This is a genomic window from Agromyces sp. NPDC055658, from assembly GCF_053618155.1.
This window is the reverse complement of sequence record NZ_JBSHHD010000033.1, coordinates 18,163-40,506: the sequence shown is the minus strand read 5'-3', so window position 1 is coordinate 40,506 and position 22,344 is coordinate 18,163. Positions and strand designations below refer to the sequence as shown.

Annotated in this window: 19 protein-coding genes; 18 read left to right on the top strand and 1 reads right to left on the bottom strand. The window is 71.2% G+C overall.

Annotated features, from left to right (window positions below; translation table 11 throughout):
* Positions 1-228 precede the first annotated feature (228 nt).
* From ACWGPE_RS14960 to ACWGPE_RS14890, 15 genes are all read left to right on the top strand, one after another.
* Positions 229-1,155 carry a type IV toxin-antitoxin system AbiEi family antitoxin domain-containing protein gene (locus ACWGPE_RS14960; RefSeq protein WP_452048994.1) on the top strand — a complete coding sequence of 309 codons (927 nt, stop codon included), beginning with the start codon at positions 229-231 and terminating at the stop codon, positions 1,153-1,155.
* 79 nt (positions 1,156-1,234) lie between these two features.
* Positions 1,235-2,209: a 4-hydroxy-tetrahydrodipicolinate synthase gene (gene dapA / locus ACWGPE_RS14955; protein WP_275506746.1), complete on the top strand. Its 975-nt coding sequence runs from the start codon at positions 1,235-1,237 to the stop codon at positions 2,207-2,209.
* Between the two features lie 81 nt (positions 2,210-2,290).
* Complete coding sequence (locus ACWGPE_RS14950; RefSeq protein WP_275506747.1) at positions 2,291-3,967, top strand: ribonuclease J; 1,677 nt, start codon at positions 2,291-2,293, stop codon at positions 3,965-3,967.
* A gap of 140 nt (positions 3,968-4,107) precedes the next feature.
* On the top strand, positions 4,108-4,602 hold the full coding sequence (locus ACWGPE_RS14945) for a GNAT family N-acetyltransferase (protein ID WP_231431314.1): 495 nt from the start codon (positions 4,108-4,110) through the stop codon (positions 4,600-4,602).
* An 82-nt stretch (positions 4,603-4,684) separates the two neighbouring features.
* Entirely contained in the window at positions 4,685-7,564 is a 2,880-nt protein-coding gene (locus ACWGPE_RS14940; RefSeq protein WP_452048993.1) for a DNA translocase FtsK 4TM domain-containing protein, read from the top strand.
* 21 nt (positions 7,565-7,585) lie between these two features.
* Positions 7,586-8,182, top strand: a complete 597-nt coding sequence (gene pgsA / locus ACWGPE_RS14935; RefSeq protein ID WP_231431312.1) for a CDP-diacylglycerol--glycerol-3-phosphate 3-phosphatidyltransferase — start codon at positions 7,586-7,588, stop codon at positions 8,180-8,182.
* Positions 8,179-8,688, top strand: a complete 510-nt coding sequence (locus ACWGPE_RS14930; RefSeq protein WP_452048992.1) for a CinA family protein — start codon at positions 8,179-8,181, stop codon at positions 8,686-8,688. The genes pgsA and ACWGPE_RS14930 overlap by 4 nt, the downstream gene beginning before the upstream one ends.
* Positions 8,689-8,939: 251 nt before the next feature.
* Positions 8,940-9,248 carry a helix-turn-helix domain-containing protein gene (locus ACWGPE_RS14925; RefSeq protein WP_130351053.1) on the top strand — a complete coding sequence of 103 codons (309 nt, stop codon included), beginning with the start codon at positions 8,940-8,942 and terminating at the stop codon, positions 9,246-9,248.
* A gap of 65 nt (positions 9,249-9,313) precedes the next feature.
* Complete coding sequence (locus tag ACWGPE_RS14920; RefSeq protein ID WP_231431310.1) at positions 9,314-9,556, top strand: DUF3046 domain-containing protein; 243 nt, start codon at positions 9,314-9,316, stop codon at positions 9,554-9,556.
* A gap of 285 nt (positions 9,557-9,841) precedes the next feature.
* A complete protein-coding gene (gene recA, locus ACWGPE_RS14915; protein WP_231431309.1) occupies positions 9,842-10,897 on the top strand; it encodes a recombinase RecA in 1,056 nt (351 codons plus the stop codon).
* Between the two features lie 49 nt (positions 10,898-10,946).
* Positions 10,947-11,615: a regulatory protein RecX gene (locus tag ACWGPE_RS14910; protein WP_376931066.1), complete on the top strand. Its 669-nt coding sequence runs from the start codon at positions 10,947-10,949 to the stop codon at positions 11,613-11,615.
* A 12-nt stretch (positions 11,616-11,627) separates the two neighbouring features.
* Complete coding sequence (miaB, locus tag ACWGPE_RS14905; protein ID WP_231431307.1) at positions 11,628-13,214, top strand: tRNA (N6-isopentenyl adenosine(37)-C2)-methylthiotransferase MiaB; 1,587 nt, start codon at positions 11,628-11,630, stop codon at positions 13,212-13,214.
* A 1-nt stretch (position 13,215) separates the two neighbouring features.
* Positions 13,216-14,136 (top strand): tRNA (adenosine(37)-N6)-dimethylallyltransferase MiaA, encoded by a 921-nt coding sequence (miaA, locus tag ACWGPE_RS14900; protein WP_231431306.1) that lies wholly within the window; start codon positions 13,216-13,218, stop codon positions 14,134-14,136.
* Between the two features lie 5 nt (positions 14,137-14,141).
* Positions 14,142-15,023: a diaminopimelate epimerase gene (gene dapF / locus ACWGPE_RS14895; RefSeq protein WP_231431305.1), complete on the top strand. Its 882-nt coding sequence runs from the start codon at positions 14,142-14,144 to the stop codon at positions 15,021-15,023.
* Complete coding sequence (locus tag ACWGPE_RS14890) at positions 15,020-16,288, top strand: MFS transporter (protein ID WP_275506753.1); 1,269 nt, start codon at positions 15,020-15,022, stop codon at positions 16,286-16,288. Before dapF ends, ACWGPE_RS14890 begins: the two co-directional genes overlap by 4 nt.
* A 24-nt stretch (positions 16,289-16,312) precedes the next feature.
* Here the strand turns inward: ACWGPE_RS14890 and ACWGPE_RS14885 are convergent, their stop codons facing one another.
* A complete protein-coding gene (locus ACWGPE_RS14885; protein WP_452048991.1) occupies positions 16,313-16,918 on the bottom strand; it encodes a class I SAM-dependent methyltransferase in 606 nt (201 codons plus the stop codon).
* A gap of 42 nt (positions 16,919-16,960) precedes the next feature.
* On the opposite strand from ACWGPE_RS14885, the gene hflX reads away from it, so the two are divergent.
* From hflX to metE, 3 genes are all read left to right on the top strand, one after another.
* Positions 16,961-18,490, top strand: coding sequence for a GTPase HflX (gene hflX / locus ACWGPE_RS14880; protein WP_231431302.1), 1,530 nt, complete (start codon positions 16,961-16,963; stop codon positions 18,488-18,490).
* Between the two features lie 273 nt (positions 18,491-18,763).
* Positions 18,764-19,741, top strand: coding sequence for a methylenetetrahydrofolate reductase (locus ACWGPE_RS14875; RefSeq protein WP_452048990.1), 978 nt, complete (start codon positions 18,764-18,766; stop codon positions 19,739-19,741).
* Positions 19,742-19,871: 130 nt separating this feature from the next.
* Positions 19,872-22,232: a 5-methyltetrahydropteroyltriglutamate--homocysteine S-methyltransferase gene (gene metE, locus ACWGPE_RS14870; protein ID WP_452048989.1), complete on the top strand. Its 2,361-nt coding sequence runs from the start codon at positions 19,872-19,874 to the stop codon at positions 22,230-22,232.
* Positions 22,233-22,344: the final 112 nt, after the last annotated feature.

The window sequence follows — 22,344 nt, the reverse complement described above, 5'->3', positions numbered from 1 at the left end:
AGGCGGCCCGTGTGGGTTTCCTCCGACATTTCGGCTGTGCTGGCCGACCCGGCGCAGACGAGATGTCGGAGAATTCGATTCCGGTCGTCCGTCTGCCGGCTCGACGCGGAGATTCCCCGACATTCCGATCGAGTCCACTCGTCCTCCACACCCGCAAGACTTCCCCAACGATCCACCGGCTCGGCTTCGCAGAGTGATCGGGCTTCGACCGGAGGACAACATCGCTGCATGCCCATCGACACGTATGAGGTCGAGCGCTGGTGCGACCGGCTCGGCGGCGTCGCGCGCACCGCCGATCTTCTGGCGGTCGGTGTCGATTCGAAGTCCATCGGCCGGGCGCGGCGCGAAGGCGCCATCGAACGGGTTCGATCCGGTGTGTACGCCTCGACGACCGCTGCCGCCGAGGTGGTGACGGCCGCGCGGCACGGAGGGATGCTCGGCTGCATCTCGCGTCTGCGACGCGCCGGCGTGTGGCTGCTCGACGACGACGATCGGGTGCATGTCTCGATGCCCGAGCACGGGCGTCGTCACCTGCATGACGGCTGCGCATGCGTGCTGCACTGGACGGGCAGCGGGTCGGCGCTCGGGGAGGGCACCATCGTCGACGCGCTCGCACAGGTGCTCGGGTGCCGGGGCGGCGAGACCTTCTTCGCTGCGCTCGAGTCCGCGATGCGGAAGGGGCTGATCGACCGAGCGGGCGTGGGCCGCCTTCGCGCGAGGGTACCCGCGAAGCACCGTCGGCTCGTCGACTTCGCTCGCTGGGACGCCGACAGCGGCCTGGAGTCGCTGTTGCGGCTGCGTCTTCGGCGCCATCGCATCGAACTGCGCTCGCAGGTACTGATCGACGGGGTCGGCCGGGTCGACTTCGTGCTCGGCGATCGGCTCATTCTCGAAGCAGATGGCAAGAGCAACCATGTGGACGGATTCGCCGACGCGCTGCAGGGAAGGGCCGCCCCCGCGCCGGCCACCGCATCGAAGCGACACAAGGACCTCGTGCGAGACGCCGCGGCGGCCGAACGCGGGTACGTCACCCTGAGGTTCGATTACGCGCAGATCATCCATGACTGGCCCCGCGTCGAGGCGGCTGTCCTCGCCTGCGTCGCGCGCGGGCTGCACCGCACGTGGAGTCCCGCTCGTTTGTCCGGCAGCCGATGACCCTCGTGACGAGGCTCGACGTGACCCATCGAGTCGGGGCGGCGACGCGGCATCCCGCCGAACCGATACGCTGGTGGGCGTGACCTCAGAGAACCCCTTCGGACAAGTGCTCGTCGCGCTCGTCACGCCGATGACGGCGGACGGCGAGGTCGATTGGCCCGGGGTCGAGAAGCACATCGACGATGTCATCTCGGCAGGCGCCGACGGCATCGTCGTCACGGGAACCACCGGCGAGACGTCGACCCTGACCGACCCCGAGAAGATCCGGCTCGTCGAGGTCGGCAAAGACGTGGCCGCGGGCCGCGCCAAGATCATCACCGGCGGCGGCTCGAACGAGACCGCGCACGCCATCGAGCTGTACCAGCACAGCGAGAAGGCCGGCGCCGACGGCATCATGATCGTCACGCCGTACTACAACAAGCCCACCCAGGCGGGCATCCTCACGCACTTCCGCATGGTCGCCGACGCGACCGACCTGCCGGTCATCCTCTACGACATCCCGGGTCGCACCGGAGTGCCGATCAAGTACGAGACCATCCTGCGGCTCGCGAAGCACCCCAACATCCTCGCCGTGAAAGACGCCAAGGGCGACTTCTCCGAGGTCAGCCGGGTGCTCAACCAGACCGACCTCATGTACTTCTCGGGCGACGACGCGAACGTGCTCCCGCACCTGTCGATCGGCGCGACCGGCCTCATCGGCGTCACCGCGAACATCGCGCCGGCGCCATACCGCACGATCGTCGACGCGGTGAACCGCGGCGACCTCAAGGCCGCGACCGAGGCGCACCAGCGGCTCGAGCCGCTCGTGCGGGCGACCATGACCCACGTCCCCGGCACCGTCGCGGCGAAGTACATCCTGCACGGCCTCGGCCGCATCTCGAGCCCGCGGGTGCGCCTGCCGCTCGTGGGCCCCGAGGAGTGGGAGGCTGCGCTCATCGAGGACGAGATCGACCTCGTGCGCGGCGTCGAGGGCGTCGACTTCCACAACTTCCGGCCCGACCGCAACGCCGCCGCCGGCGGCGCACTGCCGAAGGTCGCGGGCACGACCCGCTGACCGGGCGAGCCCACCACGAGACATCCGCGATGCCCGAGTGCATCGCACCGAACTGAACACCGCGAACGTAAGGAGGGCACTGTGCCCGACACCGTCATCGATCCCGCTCCGCTCGAGGCAGGGACGCTCCGCATCATCCCGATCGGCGGCCTCGGAGAGGTCGGCCGCAACATGACGAGCTACGAGATCGACGGCAAGATCCTCATCGTCGACTGCGGCGTGCTCTTCCCCGAGGAGCACCAGCCCGGCGTCGACCTGATCCTGCCCGACTTCGGATTCCTCCGCGACCGGCTCGACGACATCGTCGGCGTCGTGCTCACGCACGGCCACGAAGACCACATCGGCGCGGTGCCCTACCTCCTGAAGCTCCGGGGCGACATCCCCCTGATCGGCTCGAAGCTCACGCTCGCGCTCGTCGAGGCGAAGCTCAAGGAGCACCGCATCGCGCCGTACACCCTCACGGTGAAAGAGGGGCAGCACGAGGAGATCGGCCCGTTCGACCTCGAGTTCATCGCGGTCAACCACTCGATCCCCGATGCGCTCGCCGTCGCGATCATCACCGATGCGGGCACCGTGCTCGCCACGGGCGACTTCAAGATGGACCAGCTGCCGCTCGACGGCCGGCTCACCGACCTGCGCGAGTTCGCGCGGCTCGGCGAGGAGGGCGTCGACCTCTTCATGGTCGATTCCACGAACGCGGATGTCCCGGGCTTCACCCCGCTCGAGCGCGAGATCGGCCCCGTGCTCGACCAGGTGATCTCGCGCGCGCCGAAGAAGGTCGTCGTCGCGAGCTTCTCGAGCCACGTGCACCGGGTGCAGCAGGTGCTCGACGCGGCGCACGCGAACGGCCGCCGGGTGGCGCTCCTCGGCCGCAGCATGGTGCGCAACATGACGATCGCGGCCGACCTCGGCTACCTCGACGTGCCCGAGGGCGTGCTCGTCGACTACAAGAAGGCCGGCGACATCCCCGACGACAAGATCGTCTACATGTCGACGGGCTCGCAGGGCGAGCCGATGGCCGTGCTCAGCCGGATGGCGAACCGCGACCACCAGATCGAGATCGGCGAGGGCGACACGGTCATCCTCGCCTCGAGCCTCATCCCGGGCAACGAGAACGCGGTCTACCGCGTCATCGACGGCCTGACGAAGCTCGGTGCGAACGTCGTGCACAAGGCCAACGCGAAGGTGCACGTCTCGGGCCACGCGGCCGCGGGCGAGCTGCTCTACTGCTACAACATCCTGAAGCCGGCGAACGTGCTGCCGATCCACGGCGAGTACCGCCACCTGCAGGCGAATGCGAAGCTCGCCCGTGACACCGGCATCCCCGCGGCGAACACCTTCATCGGCGAGAACGGAACGGTCTACGACATGACCGACGGCGTTGTGCGCGAGGCCGGCCAGCTCGACCTCGGCTTCGTCTACGTCGACGGGTCGACGGTCGGCGAGATCACCGACGCCGATCTGAAGGACCGCCGCATCCTGGGCGAGGAGGGCTTCATCTCGGTGATCGTCGTCGTCGATGCCACGACCGGTCGCGTCATCTCGGGCCCCGAGATCCACGCCCGTGGATTCGCCGAGGACGACGCCGTGTTCGAGGACGTCAAGCCGAAGATCGTCGCAGCGCTCGCCGATGCGGCGCAGAACGGGGTGCGCGATTCGCACGCCCTGCAGCAGCTCGTGCGCCGCACGCTCGGCACCTGGGTGAACCGGCGACTGCGCCGGCGCCCGATGCTCGTGCCGCTCGTCATCGAGGCGTAGCCCCGCTCGCCGCGGTGTGCGCGGGCGATCGACGCGGTCCGTTCCCGACGGGCGCGCGCGGCGCCTCGGCGACGGCCGGTCGATCCCCAGCCGCAGCCGCTCGTAACACCGCCGTGACACGGTTGCCGTACCCTCCCGTCATGACGACCTACTCGCTCCGCCCCGCGGCTCCGGCCGACGGCGCGTTCCTCGCCGACATGGTCGTCGAGGCGGCGAACTGGCGTCAGGGAGCGGCGCGCCCTCGGCACGACGTCCTCGCCGACCCGGTCTCCCGCGGCTACGTCGCGGGCTGGCAGCGGCCGGCCGATCGGGGCGTCGTCGCCCTCGACGGCGATGGCGATCCGGTCGGCGCGGCCTGGTACCGCCTGTTCCCGGCCGATCGTCGTGCGCACGGGTTCGTTGCGAGCGGGGTCCCCGAGTTGATCATCGGGGTCCGGCCGCTGTGGCGCGCGCAGGGCGTCGGCCGCGCGCTGTTGCAGGAGCTCGCGCATGCCGCGCGGTCGTCCGGCCATGCGCGGCTGGCGTTGTCGGTCGAACACGGCAACTTCGCTGCGGCGCTCTACCGCTCCGAGGGATTCGCGGTCGTCGAGACGAGCGGACGACGCGACACCATGGTGCGCACGCTGCTCGCCTGAGCGGCGCGGCCACGAGCACGGATCGCAGACACTCGCCCCGCGCTCCCGGGGGAGGTCGGCCGTCGGCCGTAACCTTGACCCCATGGCTACGGGCACCAAGTCGAACGGGCGCGCCTCGGGCACCTCGTCCCGCGGCGGCAGCTCGCGCACCGCATCTGCGAAGACCGCGCCGACGAAGAAGCTGCCGGCGCAGACGCGCGGCGCGGCCGCGAAGAAGCCGGCCCAGACGTCGGCGGGGCCGAACATCTTCGTGAAGGCGTGGATGGGGCTGGCGCACCTCGCGGGCGGCGCCGCACGCGCGCTCGGGCCCGAGACGCTGCAGAAAGACGAGCGTCGCGACGGACTGCCCTTCTTCATCGTCGTGCTCGCCATCGCCGGCGCGGTCGTCGAGTGGTTCTTCATCAACGAGCCCGTCGCGCAGACCCTCGACTCGTGGACGTTCGGCGGCCTGTTCGGCAGGGTGGCGTTCGCGCTCCCCGTCATCATGCTGCTGTTCGCCGTGTGGCTCTTCCGGCATCCGAGTTCGGTGCACGACAACACGCGTATCGGCATCGGGCTCCTCCTCCTCCTGCTGAGCGTGTCGGCGTTGTGCCACATCTTCGGCGGCCAGCCCGAGCCGAGCGACGGCATGGCGGTGCTCGCGCGTGCCGGCGGCATCCTCGGCTGGATGCTCGCCACCCCGCTCATCCTGCTGATCACCGAGGTGGGCGCGGCGATCGTCGTGATCCTCCTCGTCGTGCTCTCCGTCCTGATCATCACGAAGACGCCGCCGAACCGGATCCCGGCGCGGTTCCGCGAGCTCTACGACTGGCTGTTCGGCGCCCCCGACGAGGTGCCCGCCGATGAAGCGGATGCCTCGGCGAAGCCGTCGCGTCGCCGCAAGGAGAAGAGCGTCCCGACCGAGCTCGACGGCATCGACGACGATGCCGACGACGCCGCGCCCGGGCTCGTGCCCTGGTGGCGGCGAAATGCGCAGGGCCGCGAAGAAGATCCGGAGTTCGAGGCGTCGGGCATCGACGGCATCACCGAGGTGTTCGGTGCGGGCTCCGCCGCCGGCAGCTTCGACAGCCCCATCGAGGGGGCCGGCGGGGCCGACGCGTACGGCACCGAGCTGCTCGGCGACCTCGAGCGCGCCGAATCCGCGGTCGCGAACTTCGCCGGCGACGGTTCGAACGCCGGCATCGGGCTCCGCGGCGACGACGCCGGTGCGACCCAGGCGATCCCGCTCTACGACGCGGCGGCCGACTTCGCGGCCGATGCGAACGGCGCCGGTGCCGAGGCATCCCTCGTTCCCGCCGACGCCGACGCGGCGGAGCAGCCCGACCGTCCGTACTTCCTGCCCTCCGCCGCGACCCTCGCTGCCGGGCCGCCGGCGAAGTCGCGTTCGCAGGCGAACGACGACGTCGTGCGCCAGATCACGGGTGTCCTCGACCAGTTCTCGGTGGACGCGAAGGTCACGGGCTTCTCGCGCGGTCCGACCGTGACGCAGTACGAGATCGAGCTCGGGCCGGGAGTCAAGGTCGAGCGGGTCACGGCGCTGTCGAAGAACCTCGCCTACGCGGTCGCGTCGAACGAGGTGCGCATCCTGTCACCGATCCCGGGCAAGAGCGCGATCGGCGTCGAGATCCCGAACGCCGACCGCGAGACGGTGACCCTCGGCGACGTGCTGCGCTCGCACGCCGCGGTCGGCGCGAAGCACCCGATGACGATCGGCGTCGGCAAGGACGTCGGCGGCGGCTACGTCGTCGCGAACCTCGCCAAGATGCCGCACCTCCTCGTCGCGGGCTCGACCGGCTCGGGCAAGTCGAGCTTCGTCAACTCGATGATCACGAGCCTGCTCATGCGCGCGAAGCCGAGCGAGGTGCGCATGGTGCTCATCGACCCGAAGCGCGTCGAGCTCGCCCCGTACGCGGGCGTGCCGCACCTCATCACCCCGATCATCACGAACCCGAAGAAGGCCGCCGAGGCGCTGCAGTGGGTCGTGAAGGAGATGGACATGCGGTACGACGACCTCGCGTCGTTCGGCTTCCGCCACATCGACGACTTCAACAAGGCCGTCGTGAACGACGAGATCATCCTGCCGGCGGGAAGCGAGCGCAAGCTCAAGCCGTACCCGTACCTGCTCGTCGTCGTCGACGAGCTCGCCGACCTCATGATGGTCGCCCCGCGCGACGTCGAGGACTCGATCGTGCGCATCACGCAGCTCGCGCGTGCGTCGGGCATCCACCTCGTGCTCGCGACGCAGCGGCCGTCGGTCGACGTCGTCACGGGCCTCATCAAGGCGAACGTGCCGTCGCGACTTGCGTTCGCGGTGACGAGCGTCACCGACTCGCGCGTCATCCTCGACCAGCCGGGCGCCGACAAGCTCATCGGGCAGGGCGACGCGCTCTTCCTGCCGATGGGGGCGTCGAAGCCGTTGCGCGTGCAGGGTGCCTGGGTCACCGAGGCCGAGATCGAGAAGGTCGTGACCCACGTCACGCGCCAGGCGCGTCCCGAGTACCGTCAGGATGTCGCGGCCGCCGTCGAGCGGAAGGAGATCGACTCCGACATCGGCGACGACCTGGAGCTGCTGCTCGCCGCGGCGGAGCTCGTGGTGTCGACGCAGTTCGGCTCGACGTCGATGCTGCAGCGCAAGCTGCGCGTGGGATTCGCGAAGGCCGGTCGCCTCATGGACCTGCTCGAGTCGCGCGAGATCGTCGGTCCCTCGGAGGGCTCGAAGGCGCGCGACGTGCTCGTGACGGCTGAGCAGCTGCCGGGCGTGCTCGCGAAGCTGCGTGGTGAGCCGAGTGCGCCTGCGGCACCGCCGCAGGTGACGGCGCCGCCCGCCGCGGCAGCGCCCGCGCCCGTCGCGCACGAGGTCGACGACCGCTATGACGACCCGGTCGGCCGCATCCCCGAGGGGCTCGAGGAGGTCGAGGCCGAGGGTGACGAAGACGCCTGGGGCCTCACCGGCCGCGACTGAGCGCCCGGTATCCTTGGCCGTATGACCTCCTCCGCCGAAGGGCGCGCCCGATCGGCGAACTGGAACCTGCCGAACGCGATCACGATCGTGCGGATCCTGGCCGCACCGGTCTTCTTCTGGCTGCTGCTCGCCGATGACGGAGCCGACGGCCCCCTGCGGTGGTGGGCGGCAGCGCTGTTCATCGTCGCCATCGCGACCGACGGCATCGACGGACACATCGCCCGCAGTCGCGGGCTCGTCACGGACCTGGGCAAGATCCTCGACCCGATCGCCGACAAGCTGCTCACGAGCGGTGCGCTCGTCTGCCTGTCGATCCTGGGCGAGCTGTGGTGGTGGGTGACGATCCTCATCGTGGTGCGGGAGGTCGGCATCACCGTCTGGCGGCTGGTCGAGCTCCGACGCGGCAACGTGGTACCCGCCTCGTCGGGCGGCAAGCTCAAGACGGTCGTGCAATCGGTCGCGATCTCGCTCGCGCTCGTGCCGCTCTGGACGATCGTCGGCGACTGGATCCTCTGGGTGAACTGGGTCGCGATGGGCCTCGCCCTCGTGCTCACGGTCTGGTCCGGACTGCTCTACGTACGCGATGCGGTCCGACTCGCGCGGGGCCGGGCGGCATGAGCGGGCCGGGCGCGCTCCAGGCCGAAGCGGCCGCGCGCCTCATCGCCGAGCTCACTCGCCGACGCCTGCGCATCGCCGTCGCCGAGTCGCTCACGGGCGGGCTCGTCGTCGCCGAGCTCACGAGCGTCCCCGGCGCCTCGCTCGTCGTCACGGGCGGCATCGTCGCCTACGACACCGCCGTGAAGCATACGCTGCTCGGCGTCGACGCCGGGCTGCTGCGTCGCGAGGGCGCCGTGCACCCCGAGGTCGCCCGGCAGATGGCGATCGGCGTGCGCACCGCGCTGGCGGTCGACGGACGCCCCGCCGACATCGGGGTCTCGACGACGGGCGTCGCCGGGCCCGACCCGCAGGACGGCAGGCCCGTCGGCACGGTGCACGTCGGACTCGCGATCGGCGACCGGGTCGACGCGATCGACCTGTCGTTCACGGGCGACCGCGCGTCGATCCGTCGGCAGACCGTGCACGCCGCGATCGGTGCGCTGCTCGCAGGCCTGCCGGCGGCCTGATCCTGGGCGGCTCGCGGCGGGACGCATCCCGGTCGAGGGGTCCGAGGCGCTCGGATCCGTCGCCTCGCCGCCCGCTCGCAGGCGCGATCCGAGGGAGCGGAATACTCTTCGTGAACACCCTGTTACACGTGGCAGGTTCACACGAAAGCCCCAGTGTGCGACGCTAGATTCGAAGACATGAGCATCAGGTAGACTGACGCTCCCGTTTCCGGCTCCGGCGGAGTCGAGGCAGTGTAGAAGGAGGTTCCCCGATGGTTCTGGTTCGACAGGAGATCGGCGATGTGTTGAGGGACTTCCGCCTGCAGAAGGGGCGCACGCTCCGGCAGGTCGCGTCCAAGGCGAGTGTCGCGCTGGGGTACCTCAGCGAGGTCGAACGGGGGCAGAAAGAGGCGTCCTCCGAGATCCTCGCCTCAGTGGCCGAAGCGCTCGACACGCCCATCTCGGTGATCATGCACGAGGTCGGCGACCGCATCGCGGTGCTCGAGGGCCTCTCGGTGGTGCCCGACAGCCTGCCCGACGAGCTCGTCGCCGAGTTCGACGCCGACATGATGGTCCGCTGACCCGATCGTTCTTACCCGTACTCCGGCCGGTCTTCTGACCGGCCGGAGCCGTTTCCGGAGGTGCCATGAAGCTCAGCGAGTTCCAGTTCGCCGTGGATGCCGAGTTCGGCCCGGGGTACGGCGGGGTCGTCGTGAACGACCTGGTGCTCGCTCAGCTCGGTGGGCGCACGGCTCGCGAGGCGCTCGACGCCGGCGTGCGGCCGCGCGACGTCTGGATCGCCCTCTGCGAGGCGACGGACGTCCCGGAGCAGCGACGGCACGGCGCCGGCCGACCCGTCCCGGGTCGGCCGGAGGGCGCCGCGCGCTGACGCCGCCCGCGCATACCGAAGAGCTGTTCGACACGCCGCGCCCGGGTTCGAACATCCGTTCGGTTCTGCGGTACTGTCCTCAACAGCAGGAGGAACGAGGCATCCCTCCACATCCCCACCCGTGAGGCGTCGGATGTCGGTGGCCGGTCATACGGTCGATGCGTCGGAACACACCGCAACCGCCTTGTCGCGAGACGTCGCGGGTCAGCACCGGTACACCGGGGCCCGAAGCGTGGAACGACAGCCTAGAGGCAGCAGCACACGAGCATCGAAGGAGCCCACACCATGGCATCACCCGCAGACCGCGAGAAGTCTCTCGAAGCCGCCCTCGCGCAGATCGACCGCCAGTTCGGCAAGGGGTCGGTCATGCGCCTCGGCAGCGAAGAGCGAGCCCCCGTCGAGGTCATCCCCACCGGTTCGATCGCCCTCGACGTCGCCCTCGGCGTCGGCGGGCTCCCGCGCGGCCGCATCGTCGAGATCTACGGTCCCGAGTCCTCGGGCAAGACGACGCTCACGCTCCACGCGATCGCCAACGCCCAGCGCGCCGGCGGCATCGCGGCGTTCGTCGACGCCGAGCACGCGCTCGACCCCGAGTACGCCAAGAAGCTCGGCGTCGACATCGACGCACTGCTCGTGTCGCAGCCCGACACGGGCGAGCAGGCGCTCGAGATCGCCGACATGCTCGTGCGCTCGGGCTCGATCGACCTCATCGTGATCGACTCCGTGGCCGCACTCGTGCCGCGAGCCGAGATCGAGGGCGAGATGGGCGACTCGCACGTCGGCCTCCAGGCCCGTCTCATGTCGCAGGCGCTCCGCAAGCTCACGGGCGGCCTGAACCAGACGAACACCACGATGATCTTCATCAACCAGCTCCGCGAGAAGATCGGCGTGTTCTTCGGCAGCCCCGAGACGACGGCGGGCGGCAAGGCGCTCAAGTTCTACGCCTCGGTCCGCATGGACATCCGCCGCATCGAGACCCTGAAGGACGGCTCCGACGCGGTCGGCAACCGCACGCGCGTGAAGGTCGTCAAGAACAAGATGGCCCCGCCGTTCAAGCAGGCCGAGTTCGACATCCTCTACGGGGTCGGCATCTCGCGCGAGGGCAGCCTCATCGACTACGGCGTCGACCAGGGCATCGTCAAGAAGTCGGGTGCCTGGTACACCTACGACGGCGATCAGCTCGGCCAGGGCAAGGAGAATGCGCGCAACTTCCTGTTGCAGAACCCCGACATCGCCGCCGACATCGAGCAGAAGATCCTCGTGAAGCTCGGCATCGGCGCAGCGGGTGCCGCTGCACCGGCCAACGTCGAGTCGCTCGACGCGAAGCGCAAGGGCGCCTGAGCGCCTGAGCCGTGACATGGGAGATCGAGTGACCGGGGAGGGCAGCAGCATGCGCGACGCGTCGGCTGAGCACCTTGCCCCGGTCACCTATCTGCCGTGGGTGGCCGACGAGGGCTCGTCCGGCTCGACGGTCGATGAGCCCGGTCGCGGCCGGCCGGCGCGTGGGGCGGGGGTCGAGCGCGACACCCGCGCACGCCGACATCCACGGTCGAACGACGACGCGGCGCCCTCGCCCGACGAGACGGGCCTCGAGCGCGACGAACGCATCGACCGTCTCGTCGTCTCACGCCTGCGGCGATCGGCGCTGTCGATCGCCGAAGTGAGATCGGTGCTCGTCGAGCACGGGCTCGACGAGCCCGAGGTCGAGTCCTGGATCGAGCGGTACGAGCGCTACGGCTACCTCGATGACGCCCGGCTCGCCGAGCAGGTCGTGCACAACCACGGCGTGCGGCGGGGTCGCGGTGCCGGCGCCATCCTGCACGAGCTCGGCCGACGGGGCATCGATCCGACCGTCGCCCGAGCGGCGGTCGACGATCTCGATCCCGAGGCCGAGCGCGAGAACGCGACGGCCGTCGCGGTGCGACGGGCTCGCCAGCTGACGGGGCTCGACCGGGCGACCGCCGAACGACGGCTGTCGGCCTTCCTCCAGCGGCGCGGCTACTCGGGCGAGGTCGTTCGCGAGGCGGTGACGACGGCGCTCGCAGCCGACGACTCGTAGAATGGTGCGATCATGAGCACCATTCACGAGGTCGCCGACGCCCGGGCGACGGAGCCCGCACCGCGCACCTACGAGGTCCGCACCTTCGGGTGCCAGATGAACGTCCACGATTCCGAACGACTCTCGGGCTCGCTCGAGGCCGCCGGCTACGTCCCTGCGAACGGCGCCGAACCCGACGTCGTCGTGATCAACACGTGCGCCGTCCGCGAGAACGCCGACAACAAGCTCTACGGCAACCTCGGGCACCTGGCCGGCGTCAAGCGCCGCCACTCCGGCATGCAGATCGCCGTCGGCGGCTGCCTCGCCCAGAAGGACAAGAACGTCATCCTCGAGAAGGCGCCGTGGGTCGACGTGGTGTTCGGCACCCACAACATGGGGTCGCTGCCGAGCCTGCTCGAGCGTGCCCGGCACAACGACGAGGCGCAACTCGAGATCCTCGACGCACTCGAGGTCTTCCCGTCGACGCTGCCGACGAAGCGCGACTCGACCTACAGCGGCTGGGTCTCGATCTCCGTCGGCTGCAACAACACGTGCACGTTCTGCATCGTCCCCGCGCTGCGGGGCAAGGAGAAGGACCGCCGGCCCGGCGACATCCTCGCCGAGATCCAGGCCCTCGTCGACGACGGTGCCGTCGAGGTGACCCTGCTCGGACAGAACGTCAACTCGTACGGCGTCGAGTTCGGCGACCGCCAGGCGTTCGGCAAGCTCCTCCGCGCCGCAGGCGAGATCGACGGGCTCGAGCGCATCCGGTTCACGAGCCCGCACCCCGCTGCGTTCACCGACGACGTCATCGATGCCATGGCCGAGACCCCGAGCGTGATGCCGCAGCTGCACATGCCGTTGCAGTCGGGTTCCGATCGCATCCTCAAGGCGATGCGACGCTCGTACCGGTCCGAGAAGTTCCTCGGCATCCTCGACCGCGTGCGTGCCAAGATTCCGAACGCCGCGATCTCGACCGACATCATCGTCGGCTTCCCCGGTGAGACCGAGGAGGACTTCCAGGAGACGATGCGCGTCGTCGAGGCCGCCCGATTCGCCTCTGCGTTCACCTTCCAGTACTCGATCCGTCCCGGCACTCCGGCCGCCACGATGGAGCATCAGGTGCCGAAGGAGGTCGTGCAGGAGCGCTACGACCGCCTCATCGCCCTGCAGGAGCGCATCTCCTGGGAGGAGAACCTGAAGCTCGTCGGCACGACGGTCAATCTCCTCGTCGCCACCGGCGAAGGCAAGAAGGACGCCGAGACCCACCGCCTGAGCGGTCGCGCCGAAGACAGCCGTCTCGTGCACTTCGAGGTGCCCGAGGGCTCCGAACTGCCGCGCCCGGGCGACGTCGTCACGGTCGAGATCACGCAGGCCGCCCCGTTCCACCTCCTCGCCGACTCGGTCGACGGCGCCCCGTTGCGGATCCGGCGCACTCGCGCGGGCGACGCGTGGGATCGCGACCAGGCCGAGAGCTGCGGCGTGCCCGCGGACACCGGCTCGACGAGTCCCGGCCGGGTCTCGCTCGGGCTCCCGACCCTGCGCATCGCGAACGAGCCGCTCGTGTCGCCCGGCGTCGGCACGTTCCCGATCTACGACCCGACCGACGGCCAGCGCTGACGTGACGCTCATCGCCGTCGTCGGCGCGACCGGCACCGGCAAGTCGGCCTTCGCGCTCGACCTCGCGGAGGCGTTCGATCGCGCCGGGTGCACCGCCGAGGTCGTGAACGCCGATGCGATGCAGCTGTATCGCGGCATGGACATCGGCACCGCCAAGCTCGCGCTCGGGGAGCGCAGGGGGGTGCCGCATCACCTGCTCGACGTGCTCGAGGTCACCGACGAGGCATCCGTGGCGGCGTACCAGGCCGAGGCGAGGGCGCGCATCGACGAGATCACCGGTCGCGGATCGGTCGCGCTGCTGGTCGGCGGATCGGGTCTGTACGTCTCGTCGGTCATCCACGACTTCCGGTTCCCCGGCACCGATCCCGACGTGCGTGCGCGCCTCGAGGCCGAGCTCGCCGAGCAGGGTCCCGGCATGCTGCACGCGCGGCTCCGCGAGATCGATGCCGAGACCGCAGCGAAGGTCGACCCGCTGAACGGGCGCCGCGTCGTCCGTGCCCTCGAGGTGATCGAGGTCACCGGCTCGCCGGCGGCGGCGAGGATTCCCGACGATCCGGTGCCGTGGCGACCGCATCGCATCGTGCACCTGCGCAGCGACCGCGCGCGGCTCGTCGCGCGGCTCGACGCCCGCGTCGACGACATGTGGGCGTCCGGCCTCCTCGACGAGGTGCGCGGACTCGTCCCGCTCGGCCTCGAGCGCGGGGTCACCGCGCGCAAGGCCATCGGCTACGCGCAGGCGCTCGCCGAGCTCCAGGGCCGGATGCCTCGTACGGACGCGGTCGCCGAGACGCAACAGCTCACCCGCACGTACGCGAGGCGGCAGGTCGGCTGGTTCAAGCGATACCGGGACGCGGTGCAGATCGACGCCGATGATGCCGTCGCGAGAAGCGCCGAGCTCGGCCGGCAGGCCGCCCTAGACTGAGTCGCATGCCGTTCGATCTGCGATTCACCAAGGGCCAGGGCACGGGCAACGACTTCGTGCTCTTCAGCGACCCAGAGGGTGAGAACGAACTCGAGCCCACGCAGATCGCGGCCGTCTGCGACCGGCGTTTCGGCGTCGGCGCCGACGGGCTCATCCGCGCCGTGCGCTCGCAGAACCTCGCCGACGGTGCAGCGGCGCTCGCAGCCGATCCGCGCGCGGTCTGGTTCATGGACTACTGGAACGCCGACGGCACCGTGTCCGAGATGTGCGGCAACGGCATCCGCGTCTTCGTGCGGTACCTGCTCGACCAGGGGCTCGCCGAGTTGCATCCCGGCGACGAGATCGCGATCGGCACCCGGGCCGGCGTGCGCACGGTGACCCGCACGGCGTCGGGCTTCCAGGTCGACCTCGGCACCTGGCGCCTCGCGGGCGGCGAACCGCTCGTGCGCGCGAAGCAGCTGCCCGTCGCGCGGCCCGGTCTCGGCATCGACGTGGGCAATCCGCACGTCGTCGTCGCCCTCGCCGACGACGACGAACTCGAGGGGCTCGACCTCGCCTACGCGCCCATGCTCGAACCGGTGCCCGCTGCGGGCGCCAACGTCGAGTTCGTCGTGCCCGCCGAGCCGCTCGTCGAAGACGGCGTCGGCCGCATCCGCATGCGCGTGCACGAGCGCGGATCGGGCGAGACGCTCTCGTGCGGCACCGGTGCCGTGGCCTCCGCACTCGCGGTGCGGTACTGGGCCGGCGCCGGTGCGCCGAACGACTGGCGCGTGCAGGTGCCGGGCGGGGTGCTCGGCGTCCGCATGTTCGAGGCGTCCGACGGCGAGCACGTCGCGCTCGCGGGCCCCGCCGAGCTCGTCTTCGACGGCGTGCTCACGCTCGCATGACCCGCGGCGCCACCGGTCGGGCCGCCGCGTCCTCCTTCCCCTGGCTCCTGCTCGTCGGCATCTCGCTCGTCGCGCTCAACCTGCGCGGCCCGCTCGTCGCGATCGCGCCCGTCATCGAGGAGATCGAGGCCTCGCTCGGCCTCTCGCCGACCGCGGCCGGCCTGCTGACGAGCCTGCCCGTGCTGTGCTTCGCCCTGGGCACGCCGATCGCCGCGTGGACGATCCGGCTGACCGGTGCCGAGCGGGCCGTCGCGATCTCGCTCATCGGCACCCTCATCGGCACGATCGTGCGATCGGGCGGCACGACCTGGGCGGCGTTCGCGGGCACCGTCATCATCGGCCTCGCGATCGCGATCGGCAACGTCGTCGTGCCGGTCGTCATCCGGCGCGACGTCCCGCCCGAGCGCGCGCAGCTCGTCACGGGCGTGTACTCGGCCATGATGAACGTCGGCTCCATGCTCACGATCGCGGTGACGGCGCCGCTCGCCGAGCTGATCGGCTGGCAGTGGGCGACCGCGATCTGGGGCGTGCTCATCGTGGTGGCTCTCGCGGTGTGGGGCGTGCACCTGCGGCGCGTCAGTGCCGAGAGCCGCGAGGCGCGCGAGGCCGCCGCGCTCGCGGTCACCGGTTCACTGGCCGCCGTCACCGGACCGACCGGCGTCGTCGCCCCCGGCGAGTACTCGGCGTGGCGCAACCCCATGACCTGGCTGCTCGCGGCGGCATTCGCCGCGCAGTCGTTCTCGTACTACGGACTGAGCGCCTGGCTGCCGAGCCTCTACGCCGACGTGTACGACCTCGATACGATCGCCGCCGGCAACGTCGCGTCGCTCTTCCAGCTCGCGGCCGTCGCGGGGGCGCTCGGTGTGCCGTTCCTCGGCCGACTGCGGCCCGCCTGGGTGCAGCCGGCCATCGTCGGCGTGCTGTGGACGACGCTGCCGCTGGGCCTGCTCCTCGCCCCGGAGGCGTACCTCGTGTGGACCGTCACCGGCGGTATCGCCCAGGGCGGCGGATTCGTCGTCATCATCGCGACCGTCGTGCGCATCACCCGTACCGACCGCGAGACCACGCAGATGTCGGCGCTCGTGCAGGCCGGCGGCTACCTCGTCGCGGCGACGGCGCCACCCGTGCTCGGCGCATTGCACGAATCGAGCGGCGCATGGGCCCTGCCGCTCGTCGCGGTGCTCGTCGCGACGCTCGCGTTCCTCGTGCTCACGACCTCGGCCTCCGTGCGCTCCGCCCGCCTCATCGACCGCAGGGCGCGATAGCGGGTTCGACGGACGGGCACCCGGTCAGCGGCGCACGTCGAGCACGCGGAAGCCCTTGGAGTTCGCCGCGCGTTCGACGTCGAGGCCGAGCTCGGTGCCGATCCAGCGCTGCAGGGACTCGGCGCCGAGGTGCTTGGCGACCACGAGCCACGCGGCGGCCTCGGCGGAGTCGTCCAGCCGGGTCAGCCATCGCGAGAGCATCTCGTGCAGCTCCTGCTTGCCGACCCTGATCGGCGGGTTCGACCAGATCGTCGCGAAGCGCACGTCGTCGGGAACATCGTCGGGCCTGACGGCGTTGACGTTGTGGAGGCCGAGCCGGGCGGCGTTGCGCCGCGTGAGGTCGAGGGCGCGCTCGTTCACGTCGACCGCCCACACCGTGGCCTCGGGCGACCGCATCGCGAGGGTGAGCGCGATGGGCCCCCATCCGGTGCCGAGGTCGAGCAGGTCGCCCGCCGCCGGGGGAGCGGGCACGGCGTCGAGCAGTACGCGGGTGCCCTGGTCGAGGTGCTCGGGGCTGAACACGCCGCCGGCGGTCATGAGCTCGACCTCGCGACCGGCGAGCGCCACGCGGATGGTACGGGTGCGGGCTTCGCTCGAGGGCGCGGCGGAGAAGTAGTGGTCGGAACCCATGTAGGGGAACCTATCGCAGCGATCGGAAGTAGGGTTAACACGATGAACGAAGCCGAACAGAACACCGCCGACGACGCGGTCGAGCGAGTGCTGAGGGGCGCGGAGACGAAGGCCGGGGTCACCCGGTTCGGTTCCGGTGCGGCCGAGGCCATGATGGTGCACGGCTCCGACGCCGCCTCGGGAGCCGACACCGACGGCGAGCAGTACGACCGTGAAGAGCGTGCGGCGTTGCGTCGCGTCGCCGGCCTCTCCACCGAACTCGAAGACGTCACCGAGGTCGAGTACCGGCAGCTCCGGCTCGAGAACGTCGTGCTCATCGGCGTCTACTCGCAGGGCTCCCTCGACGATGCCGAGAACTCGCTCCGCGAACTCTCAGCCCTCGCCGAGACTGCGGGCGCCCGGGTGCTCGACGGCGTGCTGCAGCGGCGACCGCACCCCGACCCCTCGACGTACCTCGGCCGCGGCAAGGTCGAAGAGCTGAGGCACATCGTCGCCTCGCTCGGCGCCGACACGGTCGTCGCTGACACCGAGCTCGCGCCGAGCCAGCGGCGTGCACTCGAGGACGCCGTCAAGGTGAAGGTCATCGACCGCACCGCCGTCATCCTCGACATCTTCAGCCAGCACGCGAAGAGCCGGGAGGGCAAGGCGCAGGTCGAGCTCGCACAACTCGAATACCTCCTCCCGAGGCTTCGCGGCTGGGGCGAATCGATGTCCCGCCAGGCCGGTGGCCAGGTGGGTTCGGGCGGCGCGGGCATGGGCTCGAGAGGTCCCGGTGAGACGAAGATCGAACTCGACCGCCGTCGCATCCACTCGCGCATGGCCAAGCTCCGGCGCCAGATCGCGGGCATGAAGCCAGCGCGCGAGGCGAAGCGGGCGAACCGCCGTCGCAACGCGGTGCCGTCGGTCGCGATCGCCGGCTACACCAACGCCGGCAAGTCGAGCCTGCTCAACCGCATCACGGGTGCCGGCGTGCTCGTCGAGAACGCGTTGTTCGCGACCCTCGATGCGACGGTGCGTCGCAACACGACGGCCGACGGCCGCGTCTACACGATCGCCGACACGGTCGGCTTCGTGCGCAACCTTCCGCACCAGCTCGTCGAGGCGTTCCGCTCGACGCTCGAAGAGGTCGGCGACGCAGATCTCATCGTGCACGTCGTCGATGCGGCCCACCCCGATCCCGCCGGGCAGATCGCGACCGTGCGCGACGTCATCGGCGAGGTCGGCGCCCGCGACATCCCCGAGCTCGTGGTCTTCAACAAGGCCGACCTCGTCTCGGCCGAGGACCGCCTCGTGCTCCGCGGGCTCGAGCCCGACGCCGTGTTCGCCTCGGCCCGTACGGGCGAGGGCATCGCCGACGTGCTGGCCGCCATCGGCGAGATGCTGCCCGACCCCGCCGTCGAGGTCGAACTGCTCGTGCCGTACGACCGCGGCGACATCGTGTCGGCCCTGCACGAGCAGGCGCGCGTCCTCGAGCTCGACTACGTCGAAGACGGCACGCGCGTTCGTGCGCTCGTCTCGCCAGAGCTCGCCGGCCAGTACGCGGAGTTCGTCGCACCCGTCGCCGCCGCGTAGCGCACCGGCCGAACCACCGGATGCCCCGGCAGGCGCCGAGGCATCCGGGTCGTTGCCGCACTCCGAGCGTGTCGACGTCATTCCCGGTCACATTGGCCGGCGGCGCCGTGCCATCGCGTAACGTCGCTCCTGATCGTCGACGACGGGCCGGATGCCCGTCGCCAGGAGCGACCGCCGAGCCCGGCACCCGCCCGCGTGACCCATCCGCCGTGAGGCGGTGGCCGCGGCCTGCCGTGCCACCAGCGCCATGCGGCACCCATCGAGGAGTCCGACATGGCTGCGACCGGAGCCGCCGGCACCCGGGAGACGGGTGACTGTACCGACCGCCCGCCGATCTCGTTCGAGCTGTTCCCGCCGCGCTCCGACGCCGCGGCGATCGCGCTCGGGCGCACGATCGACCGGCTGGCCGAGGTCGACCCGGCCTTCATCTCGGTGACGTTCGGGGCGGGCGGGTCGCAGCGCGGCCGCTCCCTCACCGTGCTGCGGTACATCCTCGAGCACACCTCCGTCGAGCCGATGGCGCACCTGACCTGCGTCGGCTCGTCGCACGCCGAGGCGAACCGCCTCGTGCGCGAGTTCCTCGACGCGGGCATCACGAGCTTCCTCGCGCTGCGCGGCGACCCACCGGAGGGCGACGACCCCGACGCCGGTCTCGGCGACCTCGGCACCGCGGCGGAGCTCGTCCAGCTCATCCACCGGGTGCAGGAGGAGCGCGAGCCGTTCGGAGAGTCGGGCGTCCCCGGCGCGCCCGGCGCCCGCCGAATCGGAGCCCGACCCCGCCCCGAGCGGGTCGCGGTCGCGGCGTTCCCGACGGGCCACCCGCGTTCGCGCGGGCTCGCGCAGGACGTCGACACCCTGCTCGCGAAGGAGGTCGCCGGGGCGACCCTCGCGATCACGCAGCTGTTCTGGCACGCCGACGACTACCTCGGCTTCGTCGAACGGGCGCGCACGGCCGGGGTGACGATCCCCATCCTGCCGGGGCTCATGCCGGTCACGAATCCGGCCCGACTCGCGCGCTTGACCGAGCTCACCGGCGTCGAGCCGCCGGCGGACCTCGCGATCGACCTGGAGATCGAGCCCGACGGCGAGGCCCGCGCCAGGATCGGCGAGGAGTACGCGGCGAACCTCGCTGGCGAGGTGCTGCGGGGCGGCGCCCCGGGCCTGCACCTCTACACCTACAACCGGCACGAGACGGTGCTCTCGGTGCTCGACCGGCTCGGACTCGGCGTCCGCGCCGGGCGGAGGGCCTGACCGGCGGCTCCCGCCGCATCGACGATCACTTCACCACCACCGGCCCGGGGCCCGATGCCCCGCGGTCGATGTCGACGACCCGCGACCGGCGCGGTGCTTCGGCCTACCCGGAAATCGAAAGGAACGAGTCATGACCGTACCCACCACCCGCTTCCCGTCCGGAACCGTGCTCGGCTATCCGCGCATCGGTCGGCGCCGGGAGCTCAAGCGCGCGGTCGAGGCGTTCTGGGCCGGCACGATCGACGAGGCCGAGCTCGAGGCGCGAACCCGCGCGCTGCGCTCGCAGACGCGTGAGCGGCTCGCCGAGCTCGGACTCGAACGCACGGGCTCGGCGATCCCCGAGACGTTCTCGTACTACGACCAGGTGCTCGACGCGGCCGTCGCGTTCGGCGCCGTTCCGGCGCGATTCGCCGACCTGCTCGACGAGCAGGGCGGGCTCGACCTCACCGCCTACTTCACGATCGCCCGCGGGGAGGGCGAGCGTGCTCCGCTCGAGATGACGAAGTGGTTCGACTCGAACTACCACTACCTCGTGCCCGAGGTCGGCCCCGAGACGGAGTTCTCGCTGCACGCCGAGCGTCTCGTCGCCCAGTTCGCCGAGGCGAGGGCGGAGGGCTTCGTGACCCGGCCGGTCGTGGTCGGCCCGGTCACCTTCCTGTCGCTCGCGAAGGCCGCCGACGGCGCGCCCGACGGGTTCCGCCCGATCGACCGGCTCACCGACCTCCTGCCCGTCTATGCGGCGCTGCTCGCGGAACTCTCGGCGGCCGGCGCGGAGTGGGTGCAGCTCGACGAGCCGGCGCTCGTCTCCGAGGCGATCGACGTGCCGAGCGAGCTGGTGCTCGATGCCGCGGCGACGGCCTACGCGTTGCTCGGTGCGCTCGACCGGCGCCCGGCGATCTTCGTCGCGGCGCCCTACGGGTCGCTCGACGACGCGCTCCCGGTGCTCGCGGAGACGCCCGTCGAGGCGATCGGGCTCGACCTCGTACGGGGCGCGGTGCCGACGGCCCTCGATGCGAGGACCGAGGCCGCGCTGCGCACGAAGACGCTCGTCGCGGGCGTCATCGACGGGCACAACGTCTGGCGTGGCGACCCCGGCACCGCGCTCGAGCGGGCTGAGGGGCTGCGCGACCGGGCGGGCGCCGTCTCAGTCTCGACGTCCACCTCGCTGCTGCACGTGCCGCACGACGTCGACGACGAGTCCCGACTCGACCCGCTGCTCGCGAGCTGGCTCGCCTTCGCCGATCAGAAGGTCGGCCAGGTCGCAACGCTCGCCCTCGGCCTCACGAACGGGCGCGACACCGTCGCCGAGCGGCTCGCCGAGGCATCCGCGGCACTGGCCGACCGTGCCGCCGCACCCGGGGTGCGGGTGCCCGCGGTCCGCGACCGCCTCGCCGCCCTCACGGAGGCGGACTTCCACCGCGGCGACGAGGCCGAACGGCTCGCGGCGCAGGCGGCCCTCGGACTGCCCGAACTGCCGACCACGACGATCGGCTCGTTCCCGCAGACGAGCGACCTGCGCATCGCCCGCGCCCGTCTCGGCCGGGGCGAGCTCGACGCCGACGCGTACGCCGGCGTGATGCGCGCCGAGATCGAGCGGGTGGTGCGCCTGCAGGAGCAGCTCGGCCTCGACGTGCTCGTGCACGGCGAGCCGGAGCGCAACGACATGGTGCAGTACTTCGCCGAGCTGCTCGACGGCTTCGCCGTCACCGAGCACGGCTGGGTGCAGTCGTACGGGTCGCGCTGCACGCGGCCCTCGATCCTCTGGGGGGATGTCTCGCGTCCGGCGCCCATGACGGTCGAATGGTCGGCCTACGCGCAGTCGCTCAGCGACAAGCCGGTCAAGGGCATGCTGACGGGACCGGTGACGATCCTCGCGTGGTCGTTCGTGCGCGACGACCAGCCCCTCGGCGACACCGCCCGGCAGGTCGCGCTGGCCCTGCGCGACGAGATCGCCGACCTCGAGGGGGCGGGCATCCGCATCATCCAGGTCGACGAGCCCGCACTCCGGGAACTGCTGCCGCTCAAGCGCGCCGACCAGCCCGCGTACCTCGACTGGTCGGTCGGCTCGTTCACGCTGGCGACGGCCGGCGCTGCGCCCGGCACGCAGGTGCACACCCACCTGTGCTACTCGGAGTTCGGGGTGGTGATCGACGCGATCAAGGGACTCGACGCCGACGTCACCTCGATCGAGGCCGCGCGCAGCCGGATGGAGGTCGTCGACGACCTCTCGGCGAGCGGCTTCGACCACGGCATCGGGCCCGGGGTGTACGACATCCACTCGCCCCGCGTGCCGTCGACGGCCGAGCTGCAGGAACTGCTCGAGCGCGCGGCGGCGGCGATTCCCGCCGGGCGGCTCTGGGTGAATCCCGACTGCGGTCTCAAGACGCGCGGCTACGACGAGACGGTGGCGTCGCTCGCGAACCTCGTCGAGGCGACCCGTGCGGTGCGGGCCGGACTCGCACGCGGGCTCGCGGCGCCGGTCGCCGGATGAGGCGGCGGGGGGGGGGCCCAGCGCGGGGGCACCGCCCGCCACGCCGGGCGCCCGGCGGGGCCGGCCGGCGGCCCCCACACCCGGGCGGGGGCCGCCGCCGCCCGACCCCGGC

Excerpts from the sequence above, each read along its gene's own strand:
- ACWGPE_RS14960 (WP_452048994.1), top strand. The coding sequence starts at position 229 with ATGCCCATCGACACGTATGAGGTCGAGCGCTGGTGCGACCGGCTCGGC.
- ACWGPE_RS14945 (WP_231431314.1), top strand. The coding sequence starts at position 4,108 with ATGACGACCTACTCGCTCCGCCCCGCGGCTCCGGCCGACGGCGCGTTC.
- ACWGPE_RS14940 (WP_452048993.1), top strand. The coding sequence starts at position 4,685 with ATGGCTACGGGCACCAAGTCGAACGGGCGCGCCTCGGGCACCTCGTCC.
- pgsA (WP_231431312.1), top strand. The coding sequence starts at position 7,586 with ATGACCTCCTCCGCCGAAGGGCGCGCCCGATCGGCGAACTGGAACCTG.
- ACWGPE_RS14930 (WP_452048992.1), top strand. The coding sequence starts at position 8,179 with ATGAGCGGGCCGGGCGCGCTCCAGGCCGAAGCGGCCGCGCGCCTCATC.
- ACWGPE_RS14925 (WP_130351053.1), top strand. The coding sequence starts at position 8,940 with ATGGTTCTGGTTCGACAGGAGATCGGCGATGTGTTGAGGGACTTCCGC.
- ACWGPE_RS14920 (WP_231431310.1), top strand. The coding sequence starts at position 9,314 with ATGAAGCTCAGCGAGTTCCAGTTCGCCGTGGATGCCGAGTTCGGCCCG.
- recA (WP_231431309.1), top strand. The coding sequence starts at position 9,842 with ATGGCATCACCCGCAGACCGCGAGAAGTCTCTCGAAGCCGCCCTCGCG.
- ACWGPE_RS14910 (WP_376931066.1), top strand. The coding sequence starts at position 10,947 with ATGCGCGACGCGTCGGCTGAGCACCTTGCCCCGGTCACCTATCTGCCG.
- miaB (WP_231431307.1), top strand. The coding sequence starts at position 11,628 with ATGAGCACCATTCACGAGGTCGCCGACGCCCGGGCGACGGAGCCCGCA.
- dapF (WP_231431305.1), top strand. The coding sequence starts at position 14,142 with ATGCCGTTCGATCTGCGATTCACCAAGGGCCAGGGCACGGGCAACGAC.
- ACWGPE_RS14890 (WP_275506753.1), top strand. The coding sequence starts at position 15,020 with ATGACCCGCGGCGCCACCGGTCGGGCCGCCGCGTCCTCCTTCCCCTGG.
- ACWGPE_RS14885 (WP_452048991.1), bottom strand. The coding sequence starts at position 16,918 with ATGGGTTCCGACCACTACTTCTCCGCCGCGCCCTCGAGCGAAGCCCGC.
- hflX (WP_231431302.1), top strand. The coding sequence starts at position 16,961 with ATGAACGAAGCCGAACAGAACACCGCCGACGACGCGGTCGAGCGAGTG.
- ACWGPE_RS14875 (WP_452048990.1), top strand. The coding sequence starts at position 18,764 with ATGGCTGCGACCGGAGCCGCCGGCACCCGGGAGACGGGTGACTGTACC.
- metE (WP_452048989.1), top strand. The coding sequence starts at position 19,872 with ATGACCGTACCCACCACCCGCTTCCCGTCCGGAACCGTGCTCGGCTAT.